The sequence below is a fragment of the Humibacter ginsengisoli genome (assembly GCF_054780095.1).
In genome coordinates this window covers 246,577-262,782 of record NZ_BAAGWZ010000002.1, presented here as the reverse complement: position 1 = coordinate 262,782, position 16,206 = coordinate 246,577, and the positions used below count along the sequence as shown (strand labels likewise).

At 65.0% G+C, this 16,206-nt stretch carries 14 protein-coding genes; 7 read left to right on the top strand and 7 right to left on the bottom strand.

The annotated features are described in order from the left end of the window. Positions 1-216: 216 nt before the first annotated feature. Positions 217-642 (top strand): hypothetical protein, encoded by a 426-nt coding sequence (locus ACYVI5_RS03590; protein ID WP_460579019.1) that lies wholly within the window; start codon positions 217-219, stop codon positions 640-642. 13 nt (positions 643-655) lie between these two features. On the opposite strand, the gene bcp is transcribed toward ACYVI5_RS03590, so the two are convergent. The 5 genes from bcp to ACYVI5_RS03565 form a co-directional block, all read right to left on the bottom strand. Further along, entirely contained in the window at positions 656-1,150 is a 495-nt protein-coding gene (gene bcp, locus ACYVI5_RS03585; protein ID WP_460579018.1) for a peroxiredoxin, read from the bottom strand. 12 nt (positions 1,151-1,162) lie between these two features. Then, positions 1,163-2,470 carry an alpha-L-fucosidase gene (locus ACYVI5_RS03580; protein WP_460579017.1) on the bottom strand — a complete coding sequence of 436 codons (1,308 nt, stop codon included), beginning with the start codon at positions 2,468-2,470 and terminating at the stop codon, positions 1,163-1,165. 193 nt (positions 2,471-2,663) lie between these two features. Beyond that, positions 2,664-5,753: a discoidin domain-containing protein gene (locus tag ACYVI5_RS03575; RefSeq protein WP_460579016.1), complete on the bottom strand. Its 3,090-nt coding sequence runs from the start codon at positions 5,751-5,753 to the stop codon at positions 2,664-2,666. Positions 5,754-5,943: 190 nt separating this feature from the next. Continuing rightward, complete coding sequence (locus ACYVI5_RS03570; RefSeq protein ID WP_460579015.1) at positions 5,944-6,963, bottom strand: LacI family DNA-binding transcriptional regulator; 1,020 nt, start codon at positions 6,961-6,963, stop codon at positions 5,944-5,946. A gap of 39 nt (positions 6,964-7,002) precedes the next feature. After that, complete coding sequence (locus ACYVI5_RS03565; RefSeq protein ID WP_460579014.1) at positions 7,003-8,022, bottom strand: LacI family DNA-binding transcriptional regulator; 1,020 nt, start codon at positions 8,020-8,022, stop codon at positions 7,003-7,005. 120 nt (positions 8,023-8,142) lie between these two features. Here ACYVI5_RS03565 and ACYVI5_RS03560 point away from each other — a divergent pair, with 120 nt between their 5' ends. From ACYVI5_RS03560 to ACYVI5_RS03545, 4 genes are all read left to right on the top strand, one after another. Beyond that, entirely contained in the window at positions 8,143-9,450 is a 1,308-nt protein-coding gene (locus ACYVI5_RS03560; RefSeq protein ID WP_460579013.1) for an ABC transporter substrate-binding protein, read from the top strand. A gap of 23 nt (positions 9,451-9,473) precedes the next feature. Then, positions 9,474-10,418: a carbohydrate ABC transporter permease gene (locus tag ACYVI5_RS03555; protein ID WP_460531173.1), complete on the top strand. Its 945-nt coding sequence runs from the start codon at positions 9,474-9,476 to the stop codon at positions 10,416-10,418. 104 nt (positions 10,419-10,522) lie between these two features. After that, a complete protein-coding gene (locus tag ACYVI5_RS03550; RefSeq protein ID WP_460579012.1) occupies positions 10,523-11,314 on the top strand; it encodes a carbohydrate ABC transporter permease in 792 nt (263 codons plus the stop codon). Next, complete coding sequence (locus ACYVI5_RS03545) at positions 11,311-12,381, top strand: glycoside hydrolase family protein (RefSeq protein ID WP_460579011.1); 1,071 nt, start codon at positions 11,311-11,313, stop codon at positions 12,379-12,381. Before ACYVI5_RS03550 ends, ACYVI5_RS03545 begins: the two co-directional genes overlap by 4 nt. Positions 12,382-12,403: 22 nt before the next feature. On the opposite strand, the gene rsgA is transcribed toward ACYVI5_RS03545, so the two are convergent. Together rsgA and aroA are read right to left on the bottom strand one after the other, a co-directional pair. Continuing rightward, positions 12,404-13,510, bottom strand: coding sequence for a ribosome small subunit-dependent GTPase A (gene rsgA, locus ACYVI5_RS03540; RefSeq protein ID WP_460579010.1), 1,107 nt, complete (start codon positions 13,508-13,510; stop codon positions 12,404-12,406). 16 nt (positions 13,511-13,526) lie between these two features. Continuing rightward, complete coding sequence (gene aroA / locus ACYVI5_RS03535; protein WP_460579009.1) at positions 13,527-14,906, bottom strand: 3-phosphoshikimate 1-carboxyvinyltransferase; 1,380 nt, start codon at positions 14,904-14,906, stop codon at positions 13,527-13,529. Positions 14,907-15,061: 155 nt separating this feature from the next. On the opposite strand from aroA, the gene ACYVI5_RS03530 reads away from it, so the two are divergent. After that, positions 15,062-15,724, top strand: a complete 663-nt coding sequence (locus ACYVI5_RS03530) for a sigma-70 family RNA polymerase sigma factor (protein WP_460579218.1) — start codon at positions 15,062-15,064, stop codon at positions 15,722-15,724. Further along, a complete protein-coding gene (rsrA, locus tag ACYVI5_RS03525) occupies positions 15,721-15,966 on the top strand; it encodes a mycothiol system anti-sigma-R factor (RefSeq protein WP_460531191.1) in 246 nt (81 codons plus the stop codon). The genes ACYVI5_RS03530 and rsrA overlap by 4 nt, the downstream gene beginning before the upstream one ends. Positions 15,967-16,206: the final 240 nt, after the last annotated feature.

The window sequence follows — 16,206 nt, the reverse complement described above, 5'->3', positions numbered from 1 at the left end:
GGTGGACCGTTATGCCTGGTGGATTCGTGTTCCTTTTCGGATAACACCTGCCCACCACCCTGTGAGCGACAACTCGACCAAGAAATGCTCGCATACTGGTAGTGGCAAATCAAGAGTTTCGATTGGGATAACGCTGTGAACACAGACCGGAAACAAACGCCGGATACCGGCGTTGACCGGCCCGAAAAGTCGTTTCCTGTGCTACTCGGATGCCTGGTGGCACTTCTCGCGCTGGAGTCTCTCGCGCTCGTAGCCCTGGTGATCTGGCTCGGCGTCCAGGCCGCGGAGGCCACGGCATCCGATGTCGCGAGCGGCATCGCACTGCTCATCATCGCCGCTCTCTGCGCCCTCTGGCTCGTGGTGACGACGGTCGCCGCGGCCCGCAGGAGGTCGTGGATGCGGGCATCCGTGATCACGTGGCACCTACTCGTACTCGCCATCGCGGTCGGCTGCTTCACGGGCATCACCGCGGTGCCGCAGGCGGGCTGGGTATTGCTTGTGCTGGCCGCCGTCGGCATCGGCCTCGTAGTGGCTCCGCAGGTGACGCGGGTGACGGTACGGGAGTCGACTCCGGCGGAGGACTCGAAGGATTCCGAGGCGCCGGCGGAATCCGCGGCATCGCCGGACCGCAAGAAGGACTGACGTTTCGAACCCGTCAGGCGGCGAGGCCGAGCTTCTTCCGCAGCGAGGCGACGTGTCCGGTGGCCTTCACGTTGTAGAGCGCGAGACGGATGCTCCCGTCCTCGTCCACCACGAACGTAGACCGCAGCACACCGGTGACCACCTTGCCGTAGAGCGACTTCTCGCCGTACGCGCCGTACAGCTTGTGCGCCGTGAGGTCGGGGTCGGACAGCAGCGGGAAGTTGAGGCTGTCGCGGTCGCGGAACTTGGCGAGCGTCGCCGGGTCATCCTTCGAGATGCCCAGCACCTGATAGCCGGCCGCGGCGAGCGAGTTCAGGTTGTCGCGGAAGTCGCACGCCTCCTTGGTGCAGCCGGGCGTCATCGCGGCCGGGTAGAAGTAGACGACGACGTTCCGGCCCGCGTAGTCGTGCAGCGACACCCGGTCGCCGTCCTGGTCTTCCAGGGTGAAGTCCGGGGCGGCATCGCCGGCAGTCAGTCGGGAGGTCGGGGTGGGGGAAACGTCGCTCATGGCTTCACGGTATCAATGCCCCGCGAGCCTGACACCGAGAACCGTGTCGACGGGGTCAGGCAGCGGGTAGGTGGAGGTCTGATCGGGCCCGAACGCGACGAGAGCGTTCTCGGCCCGTTCCGGCGAGTGCCACCCGCCCGCCAGCGGCAGATCGGTGCCGTCGGCGACCAGCCGGATGTCGGCCACCTGGTCCGGACGCAGCGGAGTGAGGGCGAGCGGCCCGACGGGCGCTTCCAGGACATGCGCGTACACGGTGTCGTCGCGTTGCGTGTAGCGACCCCATTCCGGTTTCGGCAGCGTGCTGGCGCCCGCGCCATACACGCTCTCGCCGTTCTCACGCAGCCACGCGCCCACTTCGTGCAGGATGTCGACCGCCGGCTTCGGGAACCGGCCACGGGCATCCGGCCCCACGTTCAACAACAGGTTGCCTCCCTTCGAGACGCACTCCACCAGCTTGCGCACGACGAGTTCGGACGGCTTCCACAATGTGTCGAACGCGTTGTACCCCCAGTGATTGTTCAGCGTGATGCATGCCTCCCAGGGAACGGCATCGCCGCTGCCGGTGCGAACGCCCTCGGTGGGGATGATCTGCTCGGGCGACGCGAAGTCCCCGCTGAAGGGAGTGGGGGAGTCCGTGACGATACTGCCCTTCTGCGACCCGGATGCCTCGAGCCGGTTGTCGATGAGCACTCCCGGTTGCAGTTCGCGCACCATCTCGACGAGCTCCTTCGCTCGCCACTTCTCGGCGGTCATGTCGTCGTAGGAGAAGTCGAACCACAGGATGTCCAGCTGCCCGTACCGCGTGCACAGCTCACGCACCTGACCGTGCAGGTACTCGAGGTAGTGGTCGAAGTCGTGAGTGCGGCCCTGCCACTCCGGGTTCTCTCGCATCGGGTGATGCGCGTCGCCATACGCCGGGTAGTCGGGGTGGTGCCAGTCCAGAAGCGAGTAGTAGAGCCCGACCTTGAGGCCGCGGGATCGGAACGCGTCGAGGAACTCGGCCACGACGTCTCGACCCAACCCGTTGTGCATCGTGCTGTAATCGGTCAGCTGCGAGTCGAAGAGACAGAACCCGTCGTGATGCTTCGCCGTGAGCACCGCGTATTTCATGCCGGCGGCCACAGCGGCATCCGCCCACGCGCCGGGGTCGAACCAGTCGGGCTGGAACGCGTCGACGTGCTGCTGGTAGTCCTCGACACTGATCCGCTCGACAGAGCGCACCCACTCGCCCCGCGCCGGCACGGCATACGCGCCCCAATGGATGAACAGACCGAACCGGTCGTGACGGAACCACTCGGACCGGGCGAAGCGCTCGTGCATGACACTCCTCGTGCGGAGATTGATCGGATGTTTAGGCATCAATCCTGCCATGAACTTCGTGGGCGCGCCGAAGGATGGCCAGCGTCATCTGATGTCTTTCCTGCACTTGGCTGCCGATGCAAGGAAGACGAAAGAAACCCGGGCGGCGGCCGCAGGACCGCTGCCCGGGCTTCATTGGGCGAAGACTTCCGAGCTAGTCGTTGCTTCCGGACGATTCGACGACGGAAGCGCTGGCGGGAGTGCTGAAGGCCTGGATCTCAGCCAACGACATCCGGTAGCTGCCTCCATCGTTGGTGAGGTCGGTCCCCTCGACACGAATGTAACGGGCCTGCACGGGATGCTCGAACGCGAACGACTCGCCCGTGCTCACGCTTGTCGGTCTCGGGTAATCCGTTTTGCTGACCTCGGTCGTCCACGCCTTCCCATCCGCCGAGACTGCAATGGTGAAATCACTCGGGAAGTTCGCGCCGATCGACGAAGCCTTGGCGTCGTAGTCGTCCGGCCACAGCGTGACATTTCCAACCTGCTGCGTCGATCCGAGATCAACGATGGCCGATTCGGTGTGATTCTGGGTCAGATCGGAATTGCTTGCCCATCCCATCGAGCCATCGACGCTGTACGGCATGCCGTCGACGAGCGATGCCGCGCTCCACGCCTTCGACGGCGGATCGCCGGGCAGCGGGCCCTCAAGGCTGCTGGACGTGCTCACCGACTTGCCGTACGCCAGGTCGTCCGGTGCGCTGGGAAGCGTGTACCCGGCGGCGTTTCCGCCCATGAGGACGACGGTGTGCTCTCCGCCGGCCGCAAAGCGATATTCGACGGAACCCATGCTGTCCGCGGTCACAGTGTGCCGAGCTCCGTTGTCCGAGACGACATAAGTGGCGTTCGCTGACTGTCCAGACCATTGCATCGTCACGAACTGGCCGGGCGCGTCGTATCGCACGGTCTGCTCCAGTTCGCTGCGGTAGTCGACGGTGAGCTCTCCCTGACTGTGGATCGTCTTCGTGACGCGGGTTCCGTCCATCTGCTTGGGGATGTTCGGCGCGATCCTGACGCCATCTGCGGTCGGCTGGATGCCCAGCATGTCGCTGAAGAGGCCCGCAGCGCCGTTCGCGTTCGACGGGAACCATGCCTCACCAGTGCTCGGCGTCAGTGAGACCGAGTGGAGGAAGCTGAAGCCGTTGAACCCGTCCTTCGTGTAACGGGCGGCTGTCCGGTCCAGGTACGCGAGCGACTGGTTGCGCTCGCCCACGATCGCCGCGGCGCGCATGTATTCCTCGGTCATCAGGGGGTACACGGATCCGTCTTCGATGCCGTCGCTGAAGTGGTCGCCGGTCCAGTCCTCGGTGGTCGGCGCGAGTGGAACGAAGTTCTCCGGAAGCAGCTGGAGATGCTGCAGTGCCATCTCGCGGTCGATCCCGTCGAGGATCTGCCGTGCACGGTCCAGGCTCACCATGCCGAACGATATTGCCTGCAGGTTGATCTGGGTCTGCTCCACGTTTCCCTGCACTGTGCCATCCGGGCAACGCCAGTAGGCGAACATCCCCGTCGAGGGTTCCCAGAGTCCGCCGGAGTCGGCGTCCTTGTTGAAGGCGGTCTTGAGATCTGCGGCCAGCGACGCGTAGTGATCGGCGAGGGTCGGGTCGTGGAATGTCGTTGCCTCGAGTGCAGACCAATCAGTCAGCGCCTCGTACATCAGCTCGTTGACGTATCCGCTCTCGTACTTCACGTAGATGCCGTCATTCCACTCACGCGCACCCTTCGTGGATGTGCAGCTCGTGATGTCGTTGTGGAACAGCCCGTCCTGGGCCGCGTACTGGTTGTCGATCATGTAGGCGAGCGACTTCTCCACCGACGACCTCATCGAGGTGAGCCAGGACTTGTCGGCCGAGTATTGGTACATGTCGGCCACAGCCATCGCGTAGGACGGGTCCGCATCGTAGAGGCTGTTCGTGCCCCAGGGATGATCGAGGTGGAAGGTTCGTCCGTCCATGTGACCGTCGGAGTTCTGCGCATCGTCCTTGACGTAGGTGAGCAGGTTCTCCTGCGACTTCGTCATCGGCGGGTCGAAGTATCCCTCGACGGTGCGGTCCGCGTAGACCATGTCATACGGGCCGACGCCCGGATACCGCAGTCCCACGGTCGACATCCCGTAGCCCTTGTCGATCACCCCCGAGCGTCCGAAATCGTTGAGCAGGGATGAAACGGCGGCGGTGTCAGCCAGTCCGTTCACGGTGCCGCCCAACGAGTAGTACTTGGCATAGTCGTCGGTTTTGAATGTGTAATCGATCGAGTCGGTCTGTTTCTGCGCGACGGCCACGGGAGCGTAGATGTACGCATCCGTGCCGTTCGACGAGTGCCCGCCGTAGACGAGCCCACTTGCGGCCATGCCCGCCGTGTAATCCCACGTAGGTGCGGCCGACAGCTGTGTCTCCTGGTATGTGTTGCCGTCACCGGTGTATGCGAACTCGGTCGCGATGTTCCGGTTGCTGGTCGCATTGACATCCAGAGCCTGTTGCGAGGAGTTCTTCAGCATCACGAAGTCGGACTCCTCGACGCCGTACCTGTCGTTCGGTTGCGAGAGGAAGAAGTTGTTGCTGCCGGTGTACGCGTTCCCGATGGGCAGGTCTCCGCCGTCCTGCGGGCGACGGATGTTGTCCCAGATGCGTGCCCACCCGAACGTGAGCATTCCGTTATGGCGCACCTTGGGGTCGGCAGCGTTCGTCCAGTCGTAGGTGCGGCTTACCTGCAGGTGCACAGTGTCCCGGGTGACGACGAAATTCCAGCGTTCCGAGACGGTCAACGCGTCGTCGCTCATCACGAACGATGCCATCACGTTATCGCCACGCACTTTCACCTCGGGGCTCGAACTGAGGGCACGGCTGTCCAGGGTCGATCCGTCGCCGTCGAGTTGAACGGTGCTATACATGCCGCCGTTCATCAGCTGTGTGCCGTTCATCGTGAACGAGGAGACCTTCGACTGACCGTCGTAGTCGTAGACCATCGCGAAGTCGCCTCCCCTCATCGTGATCGTCTTCGCCGTCGTGTCGTTCTGAATTGCGATCGGCGAGTCCGCCCGGGCCGAAGCGGGCGTGGATGCGAGCCCGCCGCCGATCGCGGCCACCGTAGTCGCCACCGCGAGCGCGGCCAGAGCGCTGCGACGACGCCGTCGCCGAGGAGTTGTCATCGTTCTGTCCTTCTTCCTGTCGACGACGTCGTCTCCCGTCGACGACGTCGGTCCGAGCTTCTGCATCGAGTGGGTCGTGATGACAGCCGTGTGCATGCCGACCTCGCTGGAGCGTTAGCGGGAAAACCCGAGTCGGACCGGGGGCCGATCCGCGGGCTCATCGCCAAATATGGCAACCGTGGTGAATCTCGGGCAACAAGTTTCCGGATCTTTCCGAAATGTGCTGTCCAGTGCTCTTCGGCCGGGCGGACTGACGGGTGCTGTCTAGCAGTGCGCCCGGCTTGCGTCAGAACGGTGCGGTGGACTCGCGAATGATGAGCTGGCAGTCGACGTGCCGGACCCCCGGCTCGAGGTGGCCCTCTTCTATCGAATCCAGGAGGAGCCGGGCAGCGATGTTCCCGACTTCGCGAAGGCTCATGTCGATGGTCGAGAGTCGAGGTCGGCTCGCCTCGACCATCACGTCCCAGTTGTCGAACCCGATCACGCCGACCTCGCTGGGCACCTCAATCCTCTGCTCGCGCAGTGCTTCGGTGACCCCACGAGCGATCTGATCGTTGGCACAGACCACGCCATCGAATTCCACGCCGGACTTGACGAATTGGGCAGCCGCCTGCCTTCCCCACCGCTCGCTCCACTCTCCGAACACGGGCGGGGATGCGAGAGCCAGCCCGTTGCGCTGCAGCTCGTCTTCGACAGCGGCGCTTCGCGACCGGGACGCGTCGTCCTTCTCCGGCCCTGAGATGAACACGATGTGCGTTCGGGAGGTCGATAGCAGGTGCCTGGTGGCCATCCGCGCGCCTTCGGCGTCGTCCGGAACGACCGAGGCGTCGGCGGGATTTGTCGACCACGCCATGGCATATACGACGGGAACCGGCACGTCGCCGCGCACGGGTTCACGAGAAAACTCGCCGGCACCAGTCATGAGGATTCCGTCGACATCGCGCTTCAGAAGGGACGCGATGAACTGCTGCTCTCTGATGGGGTCTCCTCGCCCGTCGAGAAGAAGGAGCGCGTAGCCGTCGGCGGCCAAGGTCTCCGTCGCTCCGAGAAGTACGGGTACCGTCAGACGCCCGACGTTGTCGCTGGTGATCACGCCGATCGTCTCGGTTCGCCGCACCTTCTGGCTGGACGTCGAGGCACGTGGGATGAAGCCGATCTGCTTGGCTGCCGCAAGGATCCGATCGCGGGTCTCCCGGCTCACCGCTCCGTTGCCCGAGAGCGCCTTCGACACTGTGCTCACCGATACCCCTGCACGGGCTGCCACGTCTGCGCTCGTGACCCGCTTCTCGGGCTTGAACCGTGCCATTCTCGTGAGCGTATACCGCCTCGGAGTCGTCATGAGCAGCTAGCTCATGGCGGTCGACTCGCGTGGGACCAACTGACAGTCGATCCGGTGGATGCCCCTTGCGACGTTCGGCTCGCCCTTCATCGCGTGCAGAAGGGCGAGGCCCGCGGCCACGCCGACGTCGTGGAGGCTCAGATCGACGGTCGTCAACGGCGGTCTGCTCGCCTCCACCATCACGTCCCAGTTGTCGAAACCGGTGACTGCGACGCTTTGAGGCACCCGGATCTCGTTCTCCCGCAGCACCTCGAGCGCGCCCCGGGCGATCTGATCGCTCGCACAGGCGATGCCGTCGAACGGCACACCCGAATGGATCAACTGAGTTGTCGCTTGACGGCCCCAAGCCTCACTCCACTGACCGAACAGCGGCTCGTGCGACAGCTCCGAGCCGTTGTCGCGCAGCACCCGCCTGATCTCAGCGAGCCTGACCTGCGACGCGGTGTCGCGCTGCGGCCCGGCGACGTAGGCGATGCGGCGCCGACCGGTCGCCAGCAGGTGCTCGGCGACGGCGGCGGCACCCCCGGTATCGTGAGGAACGAACGACGTGTCGTGCTCGTTGTTGGACCAGGCGAGCGCGTACACGATGGGAACCGACCCTTGGGTCTGGAGCGCCGGCCTCGGGAACGCGCCGCTGCCCGCGACGAGGATGCCGTCGATCCGCCGTCGCTGGAACATCTCGACGAAATACTGCTCGCGGATCCGGTCGCCGCGCCCGTCGCAGAGAAGTAACGCGATCTCGTGCTGTGCAAGGGCTTCGAAGGCGCCGAGGAGCACGGGCACAGTGAGTCGGCCGAATCGGTCGTTCGTGATGACCCCGATCGTGCGGGCCTTAGTCCCATCGGATTCGCCTTCGCGCAACGGCGGGCGATAGTGCAGCTCCTTCGCCGCTTCCAGCACGCGAAGTCGCGTCTGCCTGCGGACGGGTCCGTTTCCGGACAAGGCCTTCGAGACGGTCGATGTCGACACGCCCGCGAGCCGAGCGACATCGCTCGCTGTGATTCGGTGTTCCGTCCCCCGGTCCATGACGACACCCTAGTGTAAGCCGAGGCATTTCGGAAAGAAATGGAAACTAGTGGAAACGTTCGCCAACTTTCCACTAGCCTCCCGGAGACAAGTCAATCGTCCTCAACAAGGGAGTTCGAGATGTTACGGCGCATCAGGATGGTCGGGGCAGCGGTAGCGGCGGCGGCGGCACTCAGCCTCTGCATGAGCGGCTGCAGCAGCGGATCCGGTACGGGATCGTCGGCGTCCGGCAGCATCGTGGCCAAGAACGATGGCGCGAAGCTCACGATGTGGGTACGCGCCGGCAATTCCGCAGTAACCGCGGCGGTGGTCGATGCGTACAACAAGACGCACAAGAACCAGGTGCAGCTGACTCAGGTACCTGCTGACCAGTACGTCACCAAATACGCGCAGGCGGCGCAAGCCGGATCGCTTCCCGATCTCCTCGGGTCCGACCTGGTCTTCATGCCGCAGATCGTGAAGAACAAGACGGTCATCGACCTGACCGGTCTGTTGAAGACATCCGGGGCGTACGGGCACCTCGCTGCCGCGCACGAGCAATCGGCCACAGCGGACGGCAAGGTGTACGGCGTTCCGTTCGACACGGACACATCGCTGTACCTCTACAACAAGACGCTGTTCGAAGAGGCGGGATTGGATCCCAACACACCGCCGAACACCTGGGCGGGCATAGTCAAGGCAGCGGACGCCATCACGAAGCTCGGCAACGGCATACACGGTGCGTATATCAGCGGTGACTCGCCCGGCTCGCTGGCCTACGACGTCACCCCGCTGATCTGGGCCCAGGGTCAGCAGGTGGTCACCAAGAGCGGCAGCTTCGACTTCGACAACAGCGCTACCCAGAAGGCGCTCGGATTCCTGCAGACGCTGTACCAGCACGGCGATATCCCGACCTCCTCGAAGACGGACCAGGGGAACGGCTTCTTCGCGGAATTCGCGTCAGGCAAGATCGGCATCAACTTCTCCGGCGCGAACGGCATCAACACCGCCGGCATCGGGACGAACCCGAAGTTCGATTGGGGTCTCGCCAAGATTCCCGGTCCGGAGGCCGGCCAGTGGGCGACGTTCTCGGGCGGTGACACGGCAGCGATCACGGCCCAGTCTCAGCACAAGAACGAGGCATGGGACTTCATCGACTGGCTGACGTCGAAGCAGACCAGTGAGAAGGTGTTCCTCGGACTGCCCTCGCTTCCACCTCGGACGGACGTGACCATCCCCTCGTCCCTGGGCGACTCCGTCAGCGTTCCTTCCGCCATGCTCAGCAAGGGCGAGACATACGACTCCGTCTACTACAACGACGTCGTGTCGAGCAATCAGGGGCCGTGGCTTCAAATGATCCAGTCCGTCGTCTTCGACGGTGCGTCGCCCGTCGAGGCGACGGAGACCGCTCAGAAGGCGGCCGACGCGATTACCTCGCAGAAGCAGTAGCGGTCGGTTCGAGGGAGGGACGGATGAACGCCATGCTCCAAGTCCGTGTCGCCGGCCGGCACGAGACCCGTGCGAAGACGAAGGCCAAGAGGCACGCCGCCTTCGCACGGGGAGAGACCGCGGCCGGATGGCTGCTGGCCTCTCCGGCGGCGGTGCTCGTCGTGCTGTTCTTCGCGCTGCCGTTCGTGCTGACGATCTACATGTCGTTCTTCGACTGGCCGACGTTCGGAACCCCGAGCCCGGTCGGGCTGAGCAATTACGAACACGCGCTGAGCGATCCGGCATTCGGTCGGGCCGTGTTGTTCACGGTCTCGTACACCGTCATCGCTTCAGCGTTGGGAGTCGCGATCTCGCTCGCTCTCGCACTGTTGGTCCGGCCCCGATTTCCCGGTCGGACGGCGGTGCGTGCACTGCTGTTCGCACCGGTCACCATCGGGTTCGCCCCCGCGGGTCTGCTGTGGCTCTCCATGAGTAACTCTCAGACCGGTGTACTCCCCGCGATCGCGATGTCGTGGGGGATCGCGCCCTCGGGCACCGACTGGTTCGCGCACACGAACTCGACACTGGTCCTGGTCGTCATCATGACGATCTGGAAGACGGTGGGTCTCGCCATGCTCGTGCTCCTCATCGGAATGGACTCCATCCCGTCCGAGATCTATGAGGCAGCCAGGCTCGACGGCGCTCGCTCATGGGCGACCCTCACGCGCATCACGCTGCCGCTCATCTCGAAGCCGCTGTCTCTGGTCGTGCTGCTCACCGTCACGCAGACGTTCCTCGCGTTCGACCAGTTCTTCACAATGACGAAAGGCGGCCCGAACAACTCCACCGTCACGGTCGTCTACTACCTCTACAACGCGGCGTTCGTCGCGCTGAACCGTGGTTACGGGGCGTCGATCGCCGTCATCATCGTCGTCATCATGGCAGCGATCTCGATCTTCCAGGTGCGACTGCAACGAGGAAAGGCCTGAACATGACCGCTCAACACACGATCTGGCCGGCTCCAGCTCGTCACAGCCGTCGTCGCACCGCTCAACGCGAATCCTCGCGGAGCCCGCTCCGCATCGGGATCTCCGTGGCGCTGGCTCTGATCTTCGCGTTCCCTATCCTGTGGACCTTGATCGGGGGCTTCAAGCCAACCGGCGAGGCCAACGCCTCGCCGCCGGTCTGGTGGCCGTCGCAGTTCTCCATCGAAAGTTTCACGAAACTGAACGGTCAGGGATCGTCGCTCTGGAACTACGTACTCAATTCGGCAACGGCCACGTTGCTCACGGTCGCCATTACGACGGTCGTGGCAGTTCTTGCGGGCTATGCCGTCTCGCGACTCCGATTCCCTGGGCGAGCCGCCTTCTTCGCCGTCACCGTCGGAATGCTGCTCGTCCCGTATCCGGCTCTGCTCGTCTCACTCTTCCAGGTCATGATCTGGTTCCACCTGACGAACTCGCTGTTCGGGCTGTCGCTGATCTACTCGACCTTCCAGCTTCCCTTCGCCATCTACATGATGCGGAACTCGTTCGATTCGCTTCCGGCAGAGCTCGTCGAGGCGGCGGAGATCGACGGATGTACGAAGATCACGGCTCTGCCCCGCGTCCTTCTACGCCTCGTCTCACCCGGCATCGTCACGATTGCTCTGTTCGCATTCGTCGCAGCGTGGAACGAGTTTCTGGCGGCGCTCGTGCTTTTGAACAACAACCCCGATTTCACGTTGCCCGTGGCACTGATGAACGCGCAGTCGGGCCCGATGAACACGATCGACTGGGGAGCGCTCCAAGCAAGCATCACCGTGATGATGCTTCCCTGCGTTCTGCTCTTCATCCTGCTGCAGCGCTATTACGTGTCCGGACTGGTGTCGGGATCGGTCAAGTGACGTCCGCGGAGCCGAGCAGCACCGATCGAGTGCGCACTCCGGTACGCAACGACATCCTGGAGATCGCACCTTCGTTCCAGGAATCGAGGTTCGACGCGCTCGCCGTGGACTGTCCCTTCGTGTTCTCGCTCAATGGGCGCCAGGGCATGACCTTCGTCGGTTGGGACGGCATCGGTTACCAGACAGCAATGACGTGGAAGGACGCGGATGGCTGGCGGAGCCCCGAGGTGGTCCTCCCGCGAGATCCAGAGAGCGAGGTCCGCAAATACAATTCAGCATTGACCTGCATCGTTCGTGACAACGATATGGGCTCGGCGGGGGAGCTCCGATTGTTCGATGGATGGTATCTAGGCACGTATCACGCGTACCCGGCTCCCGGGTACGAGGCCGGCCCCGGAGTCATCGGATTCGTGCGCAGCCGAGACCTGGTGCACTGGGAGGAGACCGGAGCAAGGCTGAACCCGGCGGATGGCGGCGCCTGGGAGCATGGCGGGTTGTACAAGTCGTGGCTGATGGAGCACAACGGACTGTTCTACGTGTTCTATAACGCGAAGAACCGGGATGTCTTCGGAACGGTCGCAGTTCCACCGCCGTGGATCGAGCAGACCGGGGTGGCGGTCTCGAGCGATCTCGTCAACTGGCGACGACTCCAGGACGAACCGGTCCTACGAGTCGGACGCCCGGGCGACTTCGATGAGATCTTCGCATCCGATCCATGCGTTCTCCGCGACGGCGATCACTGGGTCATGTTCTACTTCGGACTCGCGGCCGACGGGCACGCGCGGGAGGGGTACGCCACTTCCGACGACCTCATCCACTGGGAGAAGTCTGGCGAGATCCTCGTCGATGTCGGGGTAGCTGGGAGCATCGACGCGACGCACGCTCACAAGCCCGCCGTCATCACCTGGGACGGTCGCCTTGAACACTACTACTGTGCAGTCGCGCCGCGACGTCCCGTCCTGGTGGGCGGTTTCGAACAACGCGAGCACCGGGGAATCGCGAAAGCCGTGGCCTCCGTGCCCACTTTCGGTGTCGAGAGACCAGAGGTAGACATGGCGGCGAGCTGAGCGCGACCCACCGGCGACCTGCTCAGCGGAACGTCGCCAGCAGACGCTGCAGGGAGTCGAGGCGTGCGTGGCCTCGATCGCCGAGCTCGCCGGCATCCACCGCCTCGATGATCGCGCAGTCCGGCGCATCGGGGAGGTGGGTGCAGCCGCGCGGGCAGTTCTCGGCGATCGCCGCCAGGTCGGTGAATGCTCGCAGGATGTTGGCGGGATCGACGTGCCCCAGTCCGAACGAGCGAACCCCCGGGGTGTCGATGATCCAGCCGTCGCCGTATGCCGAGCGCATCTTCAGAGAGACCGTCGACGACGACGTGTGCCGCCCGCGACCGGTCACCTCGTTCACGTGACCCGTCGCGCGGTCGGCGCCGGGCACGAGCGCGTTCACGAGCGTGGACTTGCCCACTCCCGAGTGCCCTACAGCGACGGTGTCGTGGCCGGCCAGCGCGAGGAACAAGTCGTCGAGCGGGATGCCCACGGCGCTCGTGGCGGCCTCTTCGGCGGTTTGCGGGTCGCCAGCTCGTCGGTCCGGCGCCCCGGCGGCCGAGCTGAGGAACACGGGCAGATCGAGCCCGGCGAAGTTCGCGAGGAACGGAGCCGGGTCGGCGAGATCCGTCTTGGTGACCACGAGCAGGGGAGCGATGCCGGCGTCGTACGCCGCCACGAGATACCGATCGACCAGCCGGGTTCGCGGCTCCGGGTTGGCGGCAGACACAACGATGAGCATCTGGTCGGCGTTGGCAACGACGATGCGCTCCACGGCATCCGTGTCGTCCGCGCTGCGCCGCAACAGCGTGGCGCGGTCGCGGATGCGCACAATGCGGGCCAGCGTCCCCTCATCGCCTGTGGCGTCTCCGACCAAGTCGACGCGGTCCCCGGTGACGACGGCCTGCTTGCGCAGCTCGCTCGCCCGGGCGGCTGTCGCTTCGTGCTCGTCCGGTGTGCCCTCGTCGACCAACACGGTGTAGCGGCCACGGTCGACGCCCAGCACACGGCCGACGACGGCGTCCTCGTGCTCCGGGCGGGTCTTCGTGCGAGGACGGTTTCCCTTCGGGTTGGGCCGGACACGCACCGACGACTCGTCGTACTCGCCGTACGGCTCATCCTCGTCGTCGTCCGTCTCCCACCAGCTCACGCGGCGTGCACTCCGCTCACGTCGCCGGCCGGGCGTCGGAGACGACGGCGCGGCCGACCATCGCCTGCCACAACTCGGTGAACTGCGGCAGCGTCTTGTGCGTCGCCTCGACGTTCTCGATCCGAATACCCGGCACAGCCAGCCCGATGAGGGCACCGCTGGTCGACATGCGGTGGTCCTCGTAGCTGTGCCAGACGCCGCCGTGCAGGGGGCGTGGCGTAACGTGTAGCCCGTCGTCCAGTTCGTCCACCTCGCCGCCGAGCGAGCGGATCTCGGCCGCCAGTGCGGCGAGCCGGTCCGTCTCGTGGTGACGGATGTGCCCGATCCCGGTGATGGTGCTGGGTGAGTCCGCTAGGGCGGCCAGGGCAGCGACGGTGGGCGCGAGTTCACCTCCGGTCGTGAGGTCCAGCTCGACACCGCGGATGCCATCTCCGCCGTGAACGGTCAGGGCGCCGTCCGCGCGCTCCACTGCGGCGCCGAACGCTGGAAGGATGCCTGCAAGGTCAGCGCCGACCTGCGTCGTGGCATCCGGCCAGCCGGTCACCGTGACGCTGCCGCCCGTGACGAGCGCGGCGGCGAGGAACGGTGCGGCGTTGGAGAGGTCCGGCTCGATGTCGACCTCACGGCCGCCGATCGAGCCGGGTTCGACGATCCATTCGCCCACTCCGGGGCTCTGTACCGCCACCCCTCGATGCCCGAGAGCGTCGATCGTCATCTCGATGTGCGGAAGGCTCGGCAGCCGGTCGCCGACGTGCGTGAGCCGGAGGCCCGCGTCGAAGCGCGCGGCCGACAGCAGCAGCGCCGAGACGAACTGGCTGGATGCCGACGCATCGATCTCGATCGCGCCCCCGGCAACGCGGCCCGTACCGTGCACGGTGAAGGGGAGCCCGCCGCGGCCATCGTCGTCGATATCGACGCCCAGGGCACGCAGAGCTGCGACGATGCCGCCCATGGGACGCCCGCGTGCGGAATCGTCTGCGTCGAACGTGGTCGGGCCGAGCGCCAGCGCGGCGACTGGGGGCACGAAGCGCATGACGGTGCCGGCCTGTCCGCAATCGATCGTGGTGCTCCCGGTGAGTTCGCCGGGCATGACGAGAAGATCGGGACCGAACGAGCCCGCGCCCTCGCGCTCCTCGATGCGGGTGCCGAGGGCACGCAGAGCGCCGATCATGTTCGCGCTGTCGCGGGAGTGCAGGGGCGCACGCAGCAGCGATGGGGCATCCGCAAGGGCCGACAGTACGAGCTCCCGGTTCGTGATGGACTTCGAGCCGGGCATGGCGAGGCGCGCTCGCAGGGGACCGGCCGCCGTGGGTGCCGGCCAGAGCGCATCCGGTTCCTCAGGTTTCTTGTCGCCGTAGGGATCGAAGTCCGGGGCGGAATATTTCGAGATCAACATCGCTTGTCAAGAGTATCGATCGACCGGACGACGCGGAGGTGAATGCACGGATGGCCCAGGCGCTGCTCGAAGCCACGCTGACGACCCCGTCGCTCCGCCCCGTGACCCTTCAGCGCGGCCTTCGCACGACGCGGCCCGGCCTAGACTGGGCCGTGATGTCGACTCCACACGAGGAAAACACGCGCGACGAATCAACCCAGGACGTCGGCGCGCTGTTCGAAGAGCAGGCGCTCCCGTTCATGGACCAGCTGTACGCAGCGGCGTTGCGCATGACGCGCAACCCGGCGGATGCGCAAGACCTCGTGCAAGAGACGTTCGTCAAGGCGTACGCGGCGTTCGGTCAGTTCAAGCAGGGCACGAACCTGAAGGCCTGGCTGTACCGCATCCTGACGAACACCTTCATCAACACATACCGCAAGAAGCAGCGCGAACCGTACCAGAACCCGATCGACGAGCTCGAGGACTGGCAGCTCGGCGGCGCTGCATCCGCCACGTCGGCGACATCGCGTTCGGCCGAGGCGGAGGCGATCGATCACCTCCCCGACTCCGACGTGAAGGACGCACTGCAGGCGATCCCCGAGGACTTTCGCCTCGCGGTGTATCTCGCCGACGTCGAGGGCTTCTCCTACCAGGAGATCGCCGACATCATGAAGACACCGATCGGCACCGTGATGAGCCGTCTGCATCGTGGCAGGCGGATGCTCCGGGAGCTGTTGACGGACTACGCGCACGAACGCGGCCTCAGCGCTGTCAGGAACGACAGTGCTGTCCGAAACGACAAGGCCGACGCCGTGAACAACACCGGGAGCACCACATGAGCGACTGCGGCTGCGACAAGGCCAAGAAGGACATCGAGGAATACCTGCACCACGAGCTGCAGGCGGACGATGCCGCGGACATCCGCGAGCACCTGGAGAACTGCAGCGACTGCCAGGGCGAGGTGCACGTGGGCATGGTGCTCACCGAAGTCGTGCAGCGGGCGTGCAAGGAGACAGCACCGGAGGAACTGCGCGTGCAGGTACTGGCGCGACTGCGGAGCATTCAGTCGACTCATCTGTGAGGGTGCGCGGCACGGGCATCCGTCTTTCAGGAGACATGCCCCTGCGGCGCTTCGCGTCGCTCCCGCCAGACCCGATGCCAGCTCCTGAAAGACGGATGCCCGAGCCGCTTTGCCGTGCACGTGTCAGACCCAATGCTCCCTATCGCTCGGCCGGACGATGCGCTTCGAGCCTCGTCCGCAAGCGGCGACGGGGGCCCAGTCTCTCGGGCGAGGCACGCCTGCGCCCGGCATATCCCATAA

Excerpts from the sequence above, each read along its gene's own strand:
- bcp (WP_460579018.1), bottom strand. The coding sequence starts at position 1,150 with ATGAGCGACGTTTCCCCCACCCCGACCTCCCGACTGACTGCCGGCGAT.
- ACYVI5_RS03580 (WP_460579017.1), bottom strand. The coding sequence starts at position 2,470 with ATGCACGAGCGCTTCGCCCGGTCCGAGTGGTTCCGTCACGACCGGTTC.
- ACYVI5_RS03575 (WP_460579016.1), bottom strand. The coding sequence starts at position 5,753 with ATGCACACGGCTGTCATCACGACCCACTCGATGCAGAAGCTCGGACCG.
- ACYVI5_RS03570 (WP_460579015.1), bottom strand. The coding sequence starts at position 6,963 with ATGGCACGGTTCAAGCCCGAGAAGCGGGTCACGAGCGCAGACGTGGCA.
- ACYVI5_RS03565 (WP_460579014.1), bottom strand. The coding sequence starts at position 8,022 with ATGGACCGGGGGACGGAACACCGAATCACAGCGAGCGATGTCGCTCGG.
- ACYVI5_RS03560 (WP_460579013.1), top strand. The coding sequence starts at position 8,143 with ATGTTACGGCGCATCAGGATGGTCGGGGCAGCGGTAGCGGCGGCGGCG.
- ACYVI5_RS03555 (WP_460531173.1), top strand. The coding sequence starts at position 9,474 with ATGAACGCCATGCTCCAAGTCCGTGTCGCCGGCCGGCACGAGACCCGT.
- aroA (WP_460579009.1), bottom strand. The coding sequence starts at position 14,906 with ATGTTGATCTCGAAATATTCCGCCCCGGACTTCGATCCCTACGGCGAC.
- ACYVI5_RS03530 (WP_460579218.1), top strand. The coding sequence starts at position 15,062 with ATGTCGACTCCACACGAGGAAAACACGCGCGACGAATCAACCCAGGAC.
- rsrA (WP_460531191.1), top strand. The coding sequence starts at position 15,721 with ATGAGCGACTGCGGCTGCGACAAGGCCAAGAAGGACATCGAGGAATAC.